This window comes from Methylobacterium symbioticum, assembly GCF_902141845.1.
Classification (GTDB): domain Bacteria; phylum Pseudomonadota; class Alphaproteobacteria; order Rhizobiales; family Beijerinckiaceae; genus Methylobacterium; species Methylobacterium symbioticum.
Window position 1 is genome coordinate 1 of record NZ_CABFPH010000052.1, and the last position, 14810, is coordinate 14810.

Annotated in this window: 17 protein-coding genes; 8 read left to right on the forward strand and 9 right to left on the reverse strand. The window is 68.0% G+C overall.

Going from position 1 to position 14810, the window contains the following annotated elements; genetic code table 11:
• On the reverse strand, positions 1-500 hold a 500-nt coding region (locus tag MET9862_RS17160; RefSeq protein ID WP_142584127.1), incomplete at its 3' end, for a tRNA-dihydrouridine synthase family protein.
• Positions 501-682: 182 nt separating this feature from the next.
• On the opposite strand from MET9862_RS17160, the gene MET9862_RS17165 reads away from it, so the two are divergent.
• A complete protein-coding gene (locus tag MET9862_RS17165; RefSeq protein WP_142584128.1) occupies positions 683-1960 on the forward strand; it encodes a bifunctional 2-C-methyl-D-erythritol 4-phosphate cytidylyltransferase/2-C-methyl-D-erythritol 2,4-cyclodiphosphate synthase in 1278 nt (425 codons plus the stop codon).
• A gap of 3 nt (positions 1961-1963) precedes the next feature.
• Positions 1964-2461, forward strand: a complete 498-nt coding sequence (locus MET9862_RS17170) for a CinA family protein (RefSeq protein WP_142584129.1) — start codon at positions 1964-1966, stop codon at positions 2459-2461.
• A gap of 275 nt (positions 2462-2736) precedes the next feature.
• Here the strand turns inward: MET9862_RS17170 and ocd are convergent, their stop codons facing one another.
• Positions 2737-3771, reverse strand: a complete 1035-nt coding sequence (gene ocd, locus MET9862_RS17175; protein WP_142584130.1) for an ornithine cyclodeaminase — start codon at positions 3769-3771, stop codon at positions 2737-2739.
• Positions 3772-3896: 125 nt separating this feature from the next.
• On the opposite strand from ocd, the gene MET9862_RS17180 reads away from it, so the two are divergent.
• Positions 3897-4328: an Lrp/AsnC family transcriptional regulator gene (locus tag MET9862_RS17180; RefSeq protein ID WP_142584131.1), complete on the forward strand. Its 432-nt coding sequence runs from the start codon at positions 3897-3899 to the stop codon at positions 4326-4328.
• Positions 4329-4388: 60 nt separating this feature from the next.
• The gene (locus MET9862_RS17185) at positions 4389-5612 is read left to right on the forward strand and encodes an FAD-dependent oxidoreductase (protein ID WP_142584132.1); all 1224 of its coding nucleotides are present in this window, start codon (positions 4389-4391) and stop codon (positions 5610-5612) included.
• Here the strand turns inward: MET9862_RS17185 and MET9862_RS17190 are convergent.
• Entirely contained in the window at positions 5594-6052 is a 459-nt protein-coding gene (locus tag MET9862_RS17190; protein ID WP_142584133.1) for a type II toxin-antitoxin system RatA family toxin, read from the reverse strand. The genes MET9862_RS17185 and MET9862_RS17190 overlap by 19 nt on opposite strands.
• A 1-nt stretch (position 6053) precedes the next feature.
• The gene (gene lipA, locus MET9862_RS17195; protein ID WP_142584164.1) at positions 6054-7043 is read right to left on the reverse strand and encodes a lipoyl synthase; all 990 of its coding nucleotides are present in this window, start codon (positions 7041-7043) and stop codon (positions 6054-6056) included.
• A 257-nt stretch (positions 7044-7300) separates the two neighbouring features.
• Here lipA and MET9862_RS17200 point away from each other — a divergent pair, with 257 nt between their 5' ends.
• Positions 7301-7828, forward strand: a complete 528-nt coding sequence (locus MET9862_RS17200; protein WP_142584134.1) for a CYTH domain-containing protein — start codon at positions 7301-7303, stop codon at positions 7826-7828.
• Positions 7829-8517: 689 nt separating this feature from the next.
• Here the strand turns inward: MET9862_RS17200 and MET9862_RS17210 are convergent.
• Complete coding sequence (locus tag MET9862_RS17210) at positions 8518-9144, reverse strand: cell wall hydrolase (RefSeq protein WP_142584136.1); 627 nt, start codon at positions 9142-9144, stop codon at positions 8518-8520.
• 125 nt (positions 9145-9269) lie between these two features.
• Positions 9270-10250 carry a threo-3-hydroxy-L-aspartate ammonia-lyase gene (locus tag MET9862_RS17215; RefSeq protein ID WP_142584137.1) on the reverse strand — a complete coding sequence of 327 codons (981 nt, stop codon included), beginning with the start codon at positions 10248-10250 and terminating at the stop codon, positions 9270-9272.
• A gap of 182 nt (positions 10251-10432) precedes the next feature.
• Here MET9862_RS17215 and MET9862_RS17220 point away from each other — a divergent pair, with 182 nt between their 5' ends.
• Complete coding sequence (locus MET9862_RS17220) at positions 10433-10666, forward strand: hypothetical protein (RefSeq protein WP_142584138.1); 234 nt, start codon at positions 10433-10435, stop codon at positions 10664-10666.
• A 63-nt stretch (positions 10667-10729) separates the two neighbouring features.
• On the opposite strand, the gene MET9862_RS17225 is transcribed toward MET9862_RS17220, so the two are convergent.
• A complete protein-coding gene (locus MET9862_RS17225) occupies positions 10730-10984 on the reverse strand; it encodes a hypothetical protein (protein ID WP_142584139.1) in 255 nt (84 codons plus the stop codon).
• A gap of 371 nt (positions 10985-11355) precedes the next feature.
• Here MET9862_RS17225 and MET9862_RS17230 point away from each other — a divergent pair, with 371 nt between their 5' ends.
• The gene (locus MET9862_RS17230) at positions 11356-12054 is read left to right on the forward strand and encodes a YoaK family protein (RefSeq protein ID WP_142584140.1); all 699 of its coding nucleotides are present in this window, start codon (positions 11356-11358) and stop codon (positions 12052-12054) included.
• 132 nt (positions 12055-12186) lie between these two features.
• Here the strand turns inward: MET9862_RS17230 and MET9862_RS17235 are convergent, their stop codons facing one another.
• Positions 12187-12375, reverse strand: a complete 189-nt coding sequence (locus MET9862_RS17235) for a hypothetical protein (protein WP_142584141.1) — start codon at positions 12373-12375, stop codon at positions 12187-12189.
• Positions 12376-13372: 997 nt separating this feature from the next.
• On the opposite strand from MET9862_RS17235, the gene MET9862_RS30650 reads away from it, so the two are divergent.
• Positions 13373-13969 (forward strand): transglycosylase domain-containing protein, encoded by a 597-nt coding sequence (locus tag MET9862_RS30650; RefSeq protein ID WP_368773572.1) that lies wholly within the window; start codon positions 13373-13375, stop codon positions 13967-13969.
• Here the strand turns inward: MET9862_RS30650 and MET9862_RS17245 are convergent.
• Positions 13853-14554, reverse strand: coding sequence for a hypothetical protein (locus tag MET9862_RS17245; protein WP_142584143.1), 702 nt, complete (start codon positions 14552-14554; stop codon positions 13853-13855). The two genes, MET9862_RS30650 and MET9862_RS17245, sit on opposite strands and share 117 nt — an antisense overlap.
• Positions 14555-14810 lie beyond the last annotated feature (256 nt).

The following is a 14810-nucleotide window of genomic DNA, read 5'->3' on the forward strand; positions in this document are numbered from 1 at the left end:
TGCCGAAGCGCTGCCGCAGCAGCCAGACGTTGCCGCCCGCGAACGCACAGCCGCGTGCCGCGACGAAGCCCTCGGCGTTCAGCCGCGCCGCGCACCGCCTCCAGCAGGCGGCTCGCATGGTCGAGGTCCCGCATCAGGGCCGAGCCCGAGGCGCCGCCGGTGACGACCTTGGCCGGGCAGCCCATGTTGATGTCGACGACCTGCGCGCCGCTTCCGACCGCGAGGCGGGCCGCCTCCGCCATCGGCTCGGGCTGGCAGCCGGCGAGCTGGGCGATGTGCACGTCCACGCCCGAGCCCTCCGCCCGCAGCCGCGCCTCGCTGGCGCCGCGGGCGAACTCGGCCGCGGCCACCATCTCGGAGACCACTGCGCTGGCGCCCAGGCGCCGGGCGATCCGCCGCATGTGCAGGTCGGTGACGCCGGAGAGCGGCGCCAGCAGGGCGGGCGGTGCGGCGCCGGGGCGGCGGCTGCGCAGGGCGCTCAAATAATGATCATCGCTCATTCTGCACAACAAATAGACAAAAGCCGCGCCGACGCAAGCGGCTTCCGATTTGATTTCGGGGGATGCCCCGCTTAAAGCCGGGGCAATCCCGCCGGTACCCTCGCACGCGCAAGGGGCCATGCGCGCGCGAGGCCCTGCGCATTCAGCGCGCAGGCTCTGACTGAAGGGTACAGGAAGCCAGCATGTCCACGACCGGTTCGAGCGTCGCCGCGGTGGTCGTGGCGGCCGGCCGCGGCATCCGCATCGGCGGGGGCACGCCGAAGCAGTATCGCCGGGTCGGCGGGCAGGCCGTTCTCACCCGGACTCTGGCGGCGCTCGGCGGCCATCCGGCCCTCGACCGGCTGCAGGTGGTGATCGCGCCCGACGCCGCCGCCTTCTACGCGGAGTGCGTGGCAGAACTCGACCCGGCCGTGCGCGCCAAGCTGGCGCCGCCGGTGGAGGGCGGGGCGACGCGCCAGCAATCGGTGCGCGCCGGTCTCGAGGCCCTGGCGCAGGCGGACGCGCCGGAGACGGTGCTCGTGCACGATGCCGCCCGCCCCTATGTCGATGCCGCCCTGGTGGACCGCGCCATCGCCGCCGGCCGGGAATACCGTGCCTCGGTGCCGGGCATCGCGGTGAGCGACACGATCAAGCTCGTGGCCGAGGCGACCGCCCTGGTCAGCCGCGTGCGCGAGACCCCGGCCCGCGAGGCCCTGCGCGCCGTGCAGACGCCGCAGGCCTTCGCCTTCGCGAGCCTGCTCGACGCGCACCGCTCGGCGGCATCGGCCGACCTGCACAGCTTCACGGATGACGGGGCGCTGGCCGAGTGGGCGGGCCTCGACGTGGTGGTGTTCGAGGGCGACCTGCGCAACCGCAAGATCACGCAACCGGGCGACCTGATCGAGGCCGACCGCGCCTTCTCCGATGCGAGGAATCCAGCCATGACGACCTACGTCACCCGCCTCGGCACCGGCTTCGACGTCCACGCCTTCACCGAGGGCGACCATGTCTGGCTGGGCGGCGTGAAGATCCCGGCCGACCGCGGCGTGCTCGCCCATTCCGACGGCGACGTGGCGCTGCACGCGCTCACCGACGCGCTGCTCGGCGCCATCGCCGATGGCGATATCGGCACGCATTTCCCGCCCTCCGACGAGCGCTGGCGCGGCGCCTCGTCCGACCAGTTCCTGGCGCATGCCTGCGCCCTGGTGCGGGCACGCGGCGGACGGATCGACCATCTCGACATCACCGTGCTGGCCGAGGCCCCGCGCATCGGCAAGCACCGCGAGGCGATCCGCGCGCGCATCGCCGAGGTCGCGGGCGTGCCGCTCTCCGCCGTTTCGATCAAGGCGACCACCACGGAGAAACTCGGCTTCGTCGGCCGCGCCGAGGGGCTCGCCGCCCAGGCCGCCGCGACGGTGCGCCTGCCCGAGGAGGAGCCTGTCCTCGACGCGCAGGCCGAGACGGCGATGCGCCAGGGCTGAGCGATGCTCGACGACGCGCTCCTCGCCCGGGCCGCGGCGCTGGTGAAGGCTTATGCCGCGGCGGGCCTGCGCATCGCCACGGCCGAATCCTGCACGGGCGGCCTCGTGGCGGGGCTGCTCACGAGCGTGCCCGGCTCCTCGGCCGTGGTGGAGCGCGGCTTCGTCACCTACTCGAACGAGGCCAAGGCCGAGGCGATCGGCGTGCCCGCCGACCTCATCGCCGCGCAGGGTGCGGTGAGCGAGCCGGTCGCCCGCGCCATGGCCGAGGGCGCGCTGGCCCATTCGCGTGCCGATGTGGCGGTGGCGATCACCGGCATCGCCGGCCCCGGCGGCGGCAGCGCCCTCAAGCCGGTCGGCCTCGTGCATTTCGGCCTTGCCGCCAAGGGCCGCCCGGTGATCCACCGCGAGCGCCGCTACGGCGATCCCGGCCGGACGGAGATCCGCCGCCTCGCCGTCGCCGAGGCGCTCGACATGCTGGACAAGGCGCTGGTCTCGGGCTGATTCGACCGGAGCGCCACATCATCCCTCCCCCACGGACCTCGGGCTTGCTTGAGATCCGCATCGCTCCGTTGCCGTGCCGATGCCGAGGTTGAGCCGGGGCGAAGTCGGCTCTCTGTGAGGCGCGGGTCCCCTCTCCCGTTCGGGAGAGGGGGCCCGAGCCTCGCTGGGAACCGGAGTTGATCCAGGACGGCGCTGAAGCGGCGATGAGGCCCGCCTCCCTATGCAACGGCTCTGCCGCCCGGCGGGCAGGAGAGGGAGCGCGCCCGTCCCGATCCTCAGGCCGCCCGCTCCAGCCGTGCCGCCCCGCGCGCGAGCACGTGGCCGAACAGGTCCTTCGGGTCGTCCACCTCCGGGATGAGGTCGAGGCCGGGGCCCGGCCCGGCGAGGTCGCGGATGCAGCGCAGCGCCGAGAAGTCCTCCAGCGCGAAGCCGACCGAATCGAACAGGGTGATCTCCTGCGGGCTCGCCCGGCCGGGGGCGCGGCCGGTCAGCACCTGCCACAGCTCGGTCACCGGGAAATCCGCCGGCATCTGCTGGATCTCGCCCTCGATCCGGGTCTGGGGCGCGTACTCGACCACGGTGCGGGCCGCGCGCACGAGATCGGCGTGCAACTCGGTCTTGCCGGGGCAATCGCCGCCGATGGCGTTCAGGTGCTGGCCCGGCGCGATCAGGTCCGGCGTCAGGATCGTGGCGCGCGCCTTGTCGGCGGTCGCGGTCGTCACGATGTCGGCGCCGGCGACCGCCTCGGCCACCGAGCCGGCGCAGGTGATCGAGAGGCCCCTGCCCTCCAGGTTCGCCCAGGCCTTGGCCATCGCCCGCGGATCGACGTCGTAGAGGCGGATCTCCGCGATGCCGAGCACCGCCTTGAAGGCGAGCGCCTGGAACTCCGCCTGCGCCCCCGTGCCGATCAGCGCCAGGGTGCGACTGCCCGGCCGCGCCATGGCGGAGGCCGCGAGCGCCGAGGTCGCCGCGGTGCGGAGCGCCGTCAGCACCGTCATCTCGGAGAGGAGGACCGGATAGCCCGTGGCGCGCTCCGCAAGCACCCCGAAGGCCGCCACCGTCAGCTTGCCCGCCCGCGTGTTGCCGGGATGGCCGTTGACGTATTTGAAGGCGAAGCTGTCCCCGTCGGCGGCGGGCATCAGCTCGATCACGCCCTGCGGCGCGTGGCTGGCGAGCCGCGATTCCAGCGAGAAACTCTCCCAGCGCGCGAAATCCGCGCGGAGCGACGCGGCGAGCCGGGCCAGCAGCGCCTCCGGCCCCTCGCGCCGGATGAGCGCCGCCATCTCGTCGGATCCGATATACCGCGTCACGTCAGGCTCCCGGGGTTCACCCGGGCAAGCCTGCCCGAGCCGGGCGGACGGGCGACAGCCGGATTCATGGACGATCCGGACAGCGGATCGTACGATCTGGTAAGCTCGGCCGCCCATTCTGAGCCATGCTCGACGATCTCGACCGCCGCCTGATCGCCCTCCTGCGCACCGATGCGCGGCTCCCCATCGCCAAGCTCGCCGCCGCGCTCGGCGTCACCCGCGCCACCGCCCGGGCCCGGCTCGAGCGCCTGGTCGCGAGCGGGGTGATCCAGGGTTTCACCGTGGTGCTGCGCGCCGAGGGCGTTAGCGCCGAGGTCCGTGCCATCACCCTGGTCGAGGTCGACGGGCGGCACGCCGAGGCGGTGATCCGGCGCCTTGCCGGCCTGCCCGAGATCCGGGCGCTCCACACCACGAACGGGCGCTGGGACATCGTGGCCGAGATCGAGGCGCCCTCGCTCGCCGCCTTCGACGCGCTGCTGCGCACGATCCGCCAGATCGAGGGCATCGCCAATTCCGAGACGAGCCTCCTGCTCGCCGCGCGCAAAGGGGGCGCCTGAGGCCGGCTTCCCGCAGGCGGTCCCGGGCCCTAGATGTCACCGCCGTGGGAGGTCGCTCCGATGGACCGCGGCGCCAGCGTCTGCATCGTCGGCGGCGGGCCGGCCGGGATGATGGCCGGGCTGCTGCTCGCCCGGGCGGGGGTGCCCGTCACCGTGCTGGAGAAGCACGCCGACTTCCTGCGCGACTTCCGCGGCGACACCATCCATCCTTCGACCCTCGACCTGATGGACGAGCTCGGTCTCGGCGAGGCCTTCCGGGCGCTGCCGCAGCAGCGCGTCGAGACTCTCTCGGGCGTCGTTGCCGGCCGCGCCTTCCGCATTGCCGACTTCCGGCATCTGCCGAGCCGTAACCGCTTCATCGCCATGATGCCGCAATGGGATTTCCTCGATTTTCTCGCCCGCCAAGCCGACAAATCCAACTTCTGCTTGCAGATGCGCACGGAGTCTCTCTCGCTCGTTGAGGAAGCCGGTCGCATCGTCGGCGTCCGGGCCCGTGGGCCGGACGGCGAGACCGAGATCCGCGCCGATCTCGTCCTCTGCGCGGACGGCCGCCACTCGGCGATGCGGGCCCAGGCCGGCTTTCGCCCGCAGGCCTTCGGCGCGCCGATGGACGTGCTCTGGTTCCGGCTCTCGCGCCGCGCCAGCGACGCCGATGCCACCGCCGGTCGCTTCGGGCGCGGCCGCATCCTCGTGACCATCGACCGGGGCGAGCACTGGCAATGCGCCTATGTGGTGCCGAAGGGTGGCGACGCGCGGCTGCGGGCCGGCGGCCTGCCGGCCTTCCGGGCCCGGGTCGCTGACCTCGCGCCCCTCCTGGCGGATCGGGTCGGCGAGATCGCCTCCTGGGACGACGTGAAGGTGCTCACCGTCACGGTGGACCGCCTGGAGCGCTGGCACCGGCCGGGACTCCTCTGCATCGGCGATGCGGCGCACGCCATGTCGCCGATCGGCGGCGTCGGCATCAACCTCGCGATTCAGGACGCGGTCGCTGCCGCGAACCTGCTCGCCGATCCCCTACGCCGTGGCACCCTGACGGAGGCCGACCTCGCCCGGGTCCAGCGCCGCCGGATGCTGCCGGTGCGGCTGACCCAAGGGCTGCAGCGCCTCGTCCAGAATCGGGTGATCGCCCGCGTGCTCGACGAAACCGGCGCGCCCCTGCGGCCGCCCCTGGCGCTCCGCCTGCTCGACGCCCTGCCCCCGCTCCAACGCCTGCCGGCCTGCATCGTCGGGCTCGGTTTCCGGCCGGAGCATGTCCGGACCGAGCCTCAGGCCGCCGCGCCGTAGATACGGTCCGCCCGACCCTCGAAGGCGTCGGTGAACTTGCGGAAGGCGCGGTCGAACATCGAGCCCATCACCAGCCCGAGGGTGCGGCTCTTGAACTCGTAGGTGATGAAGAAGTCCACGTCGCAGCCGCCGGTCGCGTTGGGGCGGAAGGCCCAGCGGTTCTCGAGGTGGCGGAACGGGCCGTCGATATACTCGGCCACGATCTTGAGCTGCGGCCGGTCGAGGCTGACGCGGGTGGTGAAGCGCTCGCGGATCGCCTTATAGCCGACGCCCATCTCGGCCACGAGCACCTCCTGCCCCTCTTCCCCGGGCTGCCTCCGCAGCACGCGCAGGGATTCGCAGAGCGGCAGGAACTCGGGATAGCGCTCCACGTCGGCGACAAGATCATACATCTGCTGCGGCGTGTGGCGCACCGCGCGCGTAACCCGGAAGGAGGGCATGTCAGGCTGTCAGGGCGGTGGCGTGGCGGGCGTTGCGGGCGGCCTGCAGGCGGGCGAAATCCTCGCCGGCATGATGCGAGGAGCGGGTTAGCGGCGTCGCCGAGACCAGCAGGAAGCCCTTGGCGTAGCCCGTCGTCTCGTAGGACTTGAACTCGTCGGGTGGCACGAAGCGCACCACCTCGTGGTGCTTCTTGGTCGGCTGGAGGTACTGGCCGATGGTGAGGAAGTCGACATCGGCCGAGCGCAGGTCGTCCATCAGCTGCACGACCTCGTTCCGGTCCTCGCCGAGGCCGACCATGATGCCGGACTTGGTGAAGATCGTCGGGTCGAGCTCCTTCACCCGCTGCAGCAGGCGCACGGAGTGGAAGTAGCGCGCGCCCGGCCGCACGGTGAGGTACTTGCCCGGTACCGTCTCGAGGTTGTGGTTGAACACGTCGGGCTTGGCCGCCACCACGACCTCAAGCGCCCCGTCCTTGCGCAAGAAGTCGGGGGTGAGGATCTCGACCGTGGTGCCGGGGCTGGCCTTTCGGATCGCCGCGATGGTGCGGGCGAAGTGCTCGGCGCCGCCGTCCTTGAGATCGTCTCGGTCCACGGAGGTGATGACCACGTGGTGCAGGCCGAGCTTGGCCACCGAATCGGCGATCTTCAGCGGCTCCTCGCCGTCGAGCGCCTCTGGCAGGCCGGTGCGCACGTTGCAGAAGGCGCAGGCCCGCGTGCAGGTGTCGCCCATGATCATGAAGGTGGCGTGCCGCTTCTCCCAGCACTCGCCGATATTCGGGCAGCCCGCCTCCTCGCAGACGGTGACGAGCCCGTGCTCGCGCACGATGTTCCGGGTCTCGGCCCAGGCGGCCGAGCCCGGCGCCTTGACACGGATCCAATCGGGCTTGCGCGCCTGGACCGGCTGGTCCGGCCGGTGGGCTTTCTCCGGATGGCGCGGGCGCGCCGTCGCCGGACGGGGATCGTTCTTCAGGAGGTCGAGGACGACGGCCATGCTCACCGCGCAGGCGCACCCGCCGCAGCGGGGCTTTCTCGGGGGAAGGCCCTGACTTAAGGCTTCAGCCCCGCGACCGCAAACCGGCGCGGGCGCCCCTCCGGCCCGGGCGGGGGACAGGCGGGCGCAAGCGTCAAGCTCCGGCAGGCGTCCCATGCGGGGCACGGATCCGTAATCCGCATCGCATGCAATCGAAATGCTGCGCTGCGGCGCGAAGCTGTGCTAATCGGCGCGCCTCACCAAAGCCTGAGTGCGGGATGCGTTTCGAGATCGAGCGGAAGTTCCTGGTCGCCCATGATGGGTGGCGGGCGGCGGTGACCCACCGGATGGACTTGCGCGACGGACTCGTCGGCCAGTTCGCGCGCGGCAAGGTCCGGGTGCGCCTCGACGGCGGCCAGGCCTGGCTCACCGTGAAGGGCGCGCGCCAGGGCATCGCCCGCCCGGAATTCGAGTACGAGATCCCGGTGGCGGATGCCGAGAACATGCTGGAGGGCATCTGCGTCGGCCGCACCATCGAGAAGACCCGCTCGGTGGTGCCCTTCGGCGGCCTGACCTGGACGGTGGACGAGTTCCGCGGCCAGCTCGCCGGCATCGTGCTTGCTGAGGTGGAGCTTGAGGACGAGGACCAGGACTTCACGCGGCCGGACTGGATCGGACGCGAGGTGACCGGCGACCTGCGCTTCCGGCAATCGACGCTGCTGCATCTCTGCCGCGAGGCCGCCAGAACCATCGGCCTCACCGAGATCCTCGCGCTGCCCGAGCAGGTCCTGCCGGTGCAGGACTGAAACGCCTCAAGTCGAAGCGGATCCCGGTTCGGCGGAGGAGAGCAAGTCGAACCATGGCCGTCGCCGGTGCATCCGCGCACCGGCGAGTAGGCTGCCCTTTGTCGCCAACCTGCTCGAGAAGCTGACCGTCGCCCCTTATGGCCGATGCCGATGCATCCGATCCAGAGCGCTCTATGCGAGGCGGACCACCGCATCCGTTACGGCTACGGTTAGGGCGGCATCCGCCACCTTCAAGAATGTTCGCACCCGCAACAATCCGCTAACCATACCGGTCTCGGATCCATGCGGGAGTGATGATGGTTGCGGCGCTGAAGCGGGCGGTGCGGTTGCGGCAGACCATGCGCGCGCGGGACGTGCGCATCGAGGCGAGCGGATGCGCGAAGAGCCCGCCCGCCGCTGCCGTTCCACCGCCTCCATCCGGGCATGGTCTCACGGCGCGCGAGCTGATTCGTATGGCCCAGGCTGCCCGCCGCCGGAAGGACTGATCCGCTTTCTGAATGATCGAAACGGTTCGCCGCAAATCCCTTCTCGCCGCTCGCGGGGAGAGGGGGTGGCGGGCCTGAGCTAGCGACCGGCGATGAGCAGCACTTCTCCGTCCGCCGGTCGGACTGGCGCACTTCAAGGTCCATTCGAGTATCTGCAGATACTGGGTGGAGCCGGAAAGGGGCCTCGGCGAGAAGCCCCGTGTCTCAGCCCTGGCGCGCGCCCGAGCCGAGCGCCGCGACCGTGCAGATATCGCGGGCCGGCGCGTCGGGGATGTGCTCGCCCTTCGAGGCGGCCGGCGCGGCGGCGAAGGTCGTCGGCGCCGGTGCACCGGGCTTGCGCTTCTCGTAGAAGGCGTTGCCGCCCGCCACAGCTACGTAGTGCATATTGTTGTAGGGGAAGCGCCGGCCCGCCGTGTGGAAGTACATGGCGCTGCCGACCTTCGGGTGGCGCTCGCCGGCCAGCACCGCGTCGGCGACGTCGGCGACCTTCGGCAGGTCCTTGTCGCGCATTGGCTTGGTGAGCACACCAGGCGCGAACTGGCGCGGCTGGCCCACCACCTCGCAGATGCCGCCGGGGAAGGCGGCCGCCTCCAGGCGGTTCATCACCACCGTGCCGACGGCGAGCAGGCCCTCCGGATCGGTGCGGTTCGATTCGAAATACATGGCCCGGCCGAGGCAGTCGCGCTCCGCCTCGCTCACCACCATCGCCGGCTTGCGGCCGGGGATCGAGCCCGTAACCGTGGGGCCGCTTGTATTGCAGGCACCGAGTCCACCGCAGGCCAGGATGAGGCCCAGTCCCGATACGGCTCTCGACGCCCGAATACCCTGCATGCGCTCCCGCTCCGCTGTGAAACCCCGTGCCGTGACCCGCTCCGATGTCCGATCTGTGCCGGACTGTTCGCGGGTGACGCGCTGCGGGCCAAGCTTGAGCGCAAATCGGGCGGAATTTGGATGCTCTACCCCCCAATGAGACGGGCGAAGGCGGCGAGGTCGATGTTGCCGCCGCTGATCACGATACCGACCCGCTTGTCGGCCACATCGACCAGCCCGTTGAGCACGGCGGCGGTGGGGAGGGTGCCGGTGGGTTCGACGATCAGCTTCATGCGTTCGGCGAAGAAGCGCATCGTCTCAACGAGTTGCGCGTCGCTCACCGTGAGGATGTCGGCCACGCGCGCCTGGATGATCGGGAAGGTGTGCGCGCCAAGATGCGTGGTCTGCGCCCCGTCCGCCAGCGTCTGCGGCACGGGGATGCGCACGATCCGCCCCTCGCGGAAGGAGCGCTGGCCGTCATTGCCGGCCTCGGGCTCGACCCCGTAGACCCGGCAGCCGGGCGAGGCCTCGGCGGCGGCCAGCGCGCAGCCGGCGAGCTGGCCGCCGCCGCCGAGGCAGGCGACCAGGATGTCGAGGGGCCCCGTCTCCGCGATCAGCTCGAGGGCGAGCGTGCCCTGGCCGGCGATGACGTCCGGATGGTCGTAGGGCGGGATCAGGGTCAGGCCGCGCTCTGCGGCGAGGGCGCGGCCGAGGGCCTCGCGGTCCTGGCTGTAGCGGTCGTAGAGCACCACCTCGGCGCCGTAGCCGCGGGTCGCCGCCATCTTCATGGCGGGGGCGTCGTGCGGCATCACGATCACGGCCGGCACGCCGAGGATCTGGCTCGCCAGCGCCATCGCCTGGGCGTGGTTGCCGGAGGAATAGGCGATCACCCCCCGGCGCCGCACCGCCTCCGGCAGGGCGGAGATGGCGTTGTAGGCGCCGCGGAACTTGAAGGCGCCGGCCCGCTGCAGGTTCTCGGCCTTGAAGAACAGGCGCCCCCCGGTGCGCGCATCGGCGGTGCGCGAGGTCAGGACCGGCGTGCGGTGGGCCACGCCCGCGATGCGCGCGGCGGCGCGCTCCACGTCGGCGAAGGTGGGCAGGCGCAGGGAGGACGCGGCTTCGCTCATCGCTCGGGAAGGCTCCGGGGCACCCCGCCTCAGCCGCGGGGCTCGGACCTTCATACGCGACGGCGGGCATCCGTCCAGACCTGCGCAGGCCGGTCGCCGAACCCGCCGCCGATCGGGCCGCGAGGCCCGTGGCACGGCCCGTGCTCCGCGAGGCGGATCGGAGGGCCGGGCCGGAGCAGCCTGTGAGCGGAGAGGTGCTGAGCAGCGAGGATATGGCGCAGCCGGCGATGCTGACGGTGTGGCCGCACAGCATCGAGGCGAAGGCCGTGGAGCCGCGCGCCCTGCCGAGCCTCAACGAGGCCCTGGCCGAGGCGGGCGCCGTGCTGCGCGACGGCAGCGGCACGCCCTGGATCATCACCGAGGGCGGCCTGATCCTGACGCCGACGGCCCTGCGGATGCTGACGGCGCCGGCCTGACGGCGCGGATCACGCGCCGGATCGGGCGGGCGGAGCGCGCCGGAGCGCCCCGCCCCTCCTCGCTCAGCGAGCGAAGGGCGCCGGCTGCGGCCCCTGGCCGAAGAGCGCGCCGGTGACCTCGGGGACCAGCGGCAGGACGAGGCCGCCGGCCGGGGTGCCGCGGGCATAATCGGGATCGCGCGGGTCGATCACCGAACCGGGGCTCTTCAGATTGTTGCTCGGCGGAGTCGGATCGTAGCGCAGGAACTGCGCCGAGGCGGCGGTGGTGAGCGAGAGGGCCATCGCGGCGGCGAGGGCGGCGGAACGGGCGAGACGCATGAGAACCTCTTCGAATGTGGTTGCTGCCTCGACAACGAGGTCTTCCGTCGATCGTTCACGCGACGCACCAGTTTTCGAAAACTATATCGCGATGCGGCAATTTACTTTGCGACATCGGAGGCCGGATTAATCTGAGATCCGTCATCGGGAAGGATCATGCAGGATCGTCGTGTCGGGATGTCGCAGGGCGGATGACGCGGATCGACCGGTGCGTGATTGATGCAGGACCTGCCGCTGCGTCGCACGTTCCGGGCATCGCGGCGCCCCTCCCCCGCAGGTCCGCCTTGCACGCGGATTCAACCGGGCCGTAATCTGTCGCCGCTATCCATGACGCCCGGGCCTCCCCGGCCCGCTCGAAGACCCCGCACGCCATGCTCGTCCACGAAGGTGAAGCCCGCACCCGCGCGAAGGACGAGAGCCTCGCCTGGACCTTCGCCGCGCTGGCCGGCGCCCTCAACACCGCCGGCTTCTACGCCTTCGGCGCCTATTCCTCGAACATGACCGGCAACGTCTCGGCGCTGGCCGATCATCTCGGCCTCGGCGAGGTCCGCCTCGCGCTCCACGCGCTGGCCCTGGTGGCGGCCTTCGTGGCCGGGGCGATGATCGCCACGCTGCTGATCGGCATCGGCCGCGGGCGGTCCTTGCGTGGGGTCTATGCCTATGGCGTGCTGGCCGAGGCGGTGCTGCTGGCGGCGCTCGGCGCCATCGCGCCCTGGCTGCCGGCGGATGGGCGCGGCGCGGTGCTCGCCCTCGGCCTCAGCTTCCTGCTCGGCCTGCAGAACGCCACCGTCACGCAGATCACCGATGCGCGCGTGCGCACCACCCACGTCACCGGCATGGTCACCGATATCGGGATCGGGCTGGCCAGCCTGCTGGAGCGGCGCCCGGCCACCGACCGGGCGAAGCTGCGCCTCCATCTCGTGACGGTGGCGGCCTTCCTCGCCGGCGGCATCCTCGGCGTGCTGCTCTACCGCTGGCTCGGAACCGCCCTGCTCCTCGTGGTGGCTGGCCTCCTGGCCATGCTGGCGATCCCCGGGATCAGCACCGCGCGCCGGCTGCAGGTCGGCTGACGCGCCGGAGCCGACGCGGGAGCCGCCCGGCGCTGGCGCGCTCCGCCGACGTGGATGCCGGTTCGGCGCACGAGCGCGCGGTGAAGCGAAGGCTGAGAGCCGCTCCCGGTTGGACCGCGACCGGAAGCGGCTCTAGCGGCCGCGCTCCGTCTCGACATCCTCCAGGGTCTTCTCGGCCACCTTCGCGATGGCTTTCAGGAGTGTCCGGGCCTGCGTCCCGGTCAAGGCATCGTAATTGTCGCTGTCCGCAAGCTTGAGGATGGCCTTCACACCCTCGACCGCGGTGAGCGGCTCGGTCGGCATCACGTCGGAGACTGGCATGCGCGTTCTCCCTGCTTGGGCCTTACTGGGCGCTCCGGCATACGCCCAAATGGCGGCCTTCGGAGATCACGGGACCGTGCGCGGCACGACCATCCGTGCGGGATGTCACCTGGCGATCAACTGTGGGACTGTCACGGGCGGATGTCGCGGGCCGATGTCCATCGGCGCTGACGTGGGGCGGCTTCTGGAAAGGTTGCGCGGACCCCCTTGCCAGCCGGCCCGGAATGGATCTAGCCTTCCTTTGCCGACGCACAGCAGAGCGTCGATCCCGAGAGAGGAGGTCAGCGATGAGCCACAGAGGCTTCTGCGTCCCGTCATCTCGTACGGCCGATCCGGATCAGGACACGCCACCGAACCACGACCGGCAGGGATAGTGGTTTCTCGGGCGATGGACGGTTGAGTTCCCCGGTCGGTAGGGCCGGCCGGGCCGGCAGCTCCCCCATCGCACCCGTCAAGCGTGGACCCTGCAAAGACCCGTCAGCCCGCCGGCTGGCGGGTTTTTCGTTTCAGGTGGCTACGATGCCCGACCTCGCGCCTCCAAAGCAGATGCGGGCAATTGATCCAACTCTGCCACCTATTCGTTTGCCTGAGCTATTCTTGTTGAATCGGATGTCGCTTCCTTGGCTATGAGTATGTCCTACGCTCGGTTGTGCAGTATAATATAGTGCCTGACGCCGAGGGTGATGAGCAAATTCAACAAAATCGATTTTATTGCCTCTAGAGTTCTGCCAAATTTGGCAGTTTGCTGGCTATAGCGGTACGTTCCTTTCGGCGTAGCTACCCTATAGCGGATCCGCGGGCACGCTTATCCATTCGCCATATCGTGGCGGCGCGAAACCTGATGGAAAGGTTGCTTATCTCAAGGAGTCCCGCCTTGATCTGAGTGTGTAAACCTGTAAGAATACTGGATGCATTCGAAATGCGCTAGCTTTAGCTTCCTCAGTTTCTTACTGCTCGTGACCAAAAAATGATGAGAAGACCGATCGAATGGCCTTCTATGCGCCGATTTTTATTGGATGTTCATGCCGATTTGCTCGCAATTCATAACAAAACATCAGTAGTAATCGATTTCGGACGTCTAAATTCTACTGAAAAGTTAATTTTAATATTGGAGGATCGGAGATTTTTTAAACACTTTGGAGTAGACATTGTTTCGATTATTAGAGAAACGACGAAAGCTATGCTATTCCGGAGGCATGGCGGTGCAAGCACAATTGATATGCAGTGGGTTAGAACTGTTACGGAATATCGTGAGCACACCTTTGGTCGAAAGATTTACGAAATGTTTCTAGCGCTCATCATTCAGCAGCGATATGATAAAATGACTATATTTCGATCATATCTGCAGATTGCTTATCTCGGGCATCGGATCAAAGGAATTGATGAGGCATCTGAAAAGGTGTTTGGTAAGCCTGTTATGCATCTCAGCCTTGATGAGGCGGCTGAGATCGCCGCAATGTTCGTCTATCCTCGGCCCTCAGTGCCGACGCCGCGCTGGCTTTTCAAGCTCGAACGACGTAAGAACTATGCGAAACAACTCTACCCGCGTTATGAAAAGCGCTTTGATAAGCTGCCAAGTCGAAAAATATTGTAGGTCGGACTCGTTGTAACCAATTTCGACGCCTTGATATGTTGATGCTTGCTTTTGAAGAACAACGTTCAGCATGTCGCGATGAAAATTTCCAAGTATACCTTGGAGTTTAAATAACTGACTGAGAATTTCTTGCTTATCCGATATTTTAGCTTGATCGTTAATCTGCTTGATTCTGATGTTTCGCTCTATTCTTCCTCCAATTTTGACAAAGTTCTCATTGATGTCGTGTTCCAGTCGCTGCGTCATGCCCCAGTTGAAATATAAGGTGGTTTTGTACTGGAAAGAATTTATATTCTGATTCCACTCGTCCACCGCATCACTATAAATTTTTCTTCTTTCTTCTAAGCGGTCGGCGCTCTGGTCAAGGGCAGATAGCACACGAAACATCGCCGACAAGCGTTTCGCGGACACCTTCGAAATATCGTCTGCTACAGCTTTCAATGCCTCGTATTGTTTCTCGGCTCCAAGGAAACGTTGCTGATTGAGCCAATTCCGATACTGCCACCGTTGTATGAGCCAATTAGCCATTAGGCCTGTGCATAGGAAGGTGAGCAACACTGTAATGATGCTCGTGCTGAGGTTCATGACAATGTTGCTCTGCGAATGTTCCAGCGTATATTTCATAGTATGGATTTGTCAGATTGACAAGCATCTGAGCATAATTCAATTGGTGCCGCACCACTGGCCAAATCCGCGTTCAATAATTTTATTTTATGCAGCTTTAGGCGAAAAAGATCCTACCAAGCAGGCGTTTTGGACTCAAGACGACCATCAGATATCGAGTTCAGTTATGTTGGATTGGTTGGTGAGTGGCGTTTTTATCGACGTGCAAGAGGTTTGG

Bases quoted from the DNA above. Each gene is read 5' to 3' on its own strand.
- MET9862_RS17165 (WP_142584128.1), top strand. From the start codon at position 683: ATGTCCACGACCGGTTCGAGCGTCGCCGCGGTGGTCGTGGCGGCCGGC.
- MET9862_RS17170 (WP_142584129.1), top strand. From the start codon at position 1,964: ATGCTCGACGACGCGCTCCTCGCCCGGGCCGCGGCGCTGGTGAAGGCT.
- MET9862_RS17180 (WP_142584131.1), top strand. From the start codon at position 3,897: ATGCTCGACGATCTCGACCGCCGCCTGATCGCCCTCCTGCGCACCGAT.
- MET9862_RS17185 (WP_142584132.1), top strand. From the start codon at position 4,389: ATGGACCGCGGCGCCAGCGTCTGCATCGTCGGCGGCGGGCCGGCCGGG.
- MET9862_RS17190 (WP_142584133.1), bottom strand. From the start codon at position 6,052: ATGCCCTCCTTCCGGGTTACGCGCGCGGTGCGCCACACGCCGCAGCAG.
- lipA (WP_142584164.1), bottom strand. From the start codon at position 7,043: ATGGCCGTCGTCCTCGACCTCCTGAAGAACGATCCCCGTCCGGCGACG.
- MET9862_RS17200 (WP_142584134.1), top strand. From the start codon at position 7,301: ATGCGTTTCGAGATCGAGCGGAAGTTCCTGGTCGCCCATGATGGGTGG.
- MET9862_RS17210 (WP_142584136.1), bottom strand. From the start codon at position 9,144: ATGCAGGGTATTCGGGCGTCGAGAGCCGTATCGGGACTGGGCCTCATC.
- MET9862_RS17215 (WP_142584137.1), bottom strand. From the start codon at position 10,250: ATGAGCGAAGCCGCGTCCTCCCTGCGCCTGCCCACCTTCGCCGACGTG.
- MET9862_RS17225 (WP_142584139.1), bottom strand. From the start codon at position 10,984: ATGCGTCTCGCCCGTTCCGCCGCCCTCGCCGCCGCGATGGCCCTCTCG.
- MET9862_RS17230 (WP_142584140.1), top strand. From the start codon at position 11,356: ATGCTCGTCCACGAAGGTGAAGCCCGCACCCGCGCGAAGGACGAGAGC.
- MET9862_RS17235 (WP_142584141.1), bottom strand. From the start codon at position 12,375: ATGCCAGTCTCCGACGTGATGCCGACCGAGCCGCTCACCGCGGTCGAG.
- MET9862_RS30650 (WP_368773572.1), top strand. From the start codon at position 13,373: ATGCGCCGATTTTTATTGGATGTTCATGCCGATTTGCTCGCAATTCAT.
- MET9862_RS17245 (WP_142584143.1), bottom strand. From the start codon at position 14,554: ATGAACCTCAGCACGAGCATCATTACAGTGTTGCTCACCTTCCTATGC.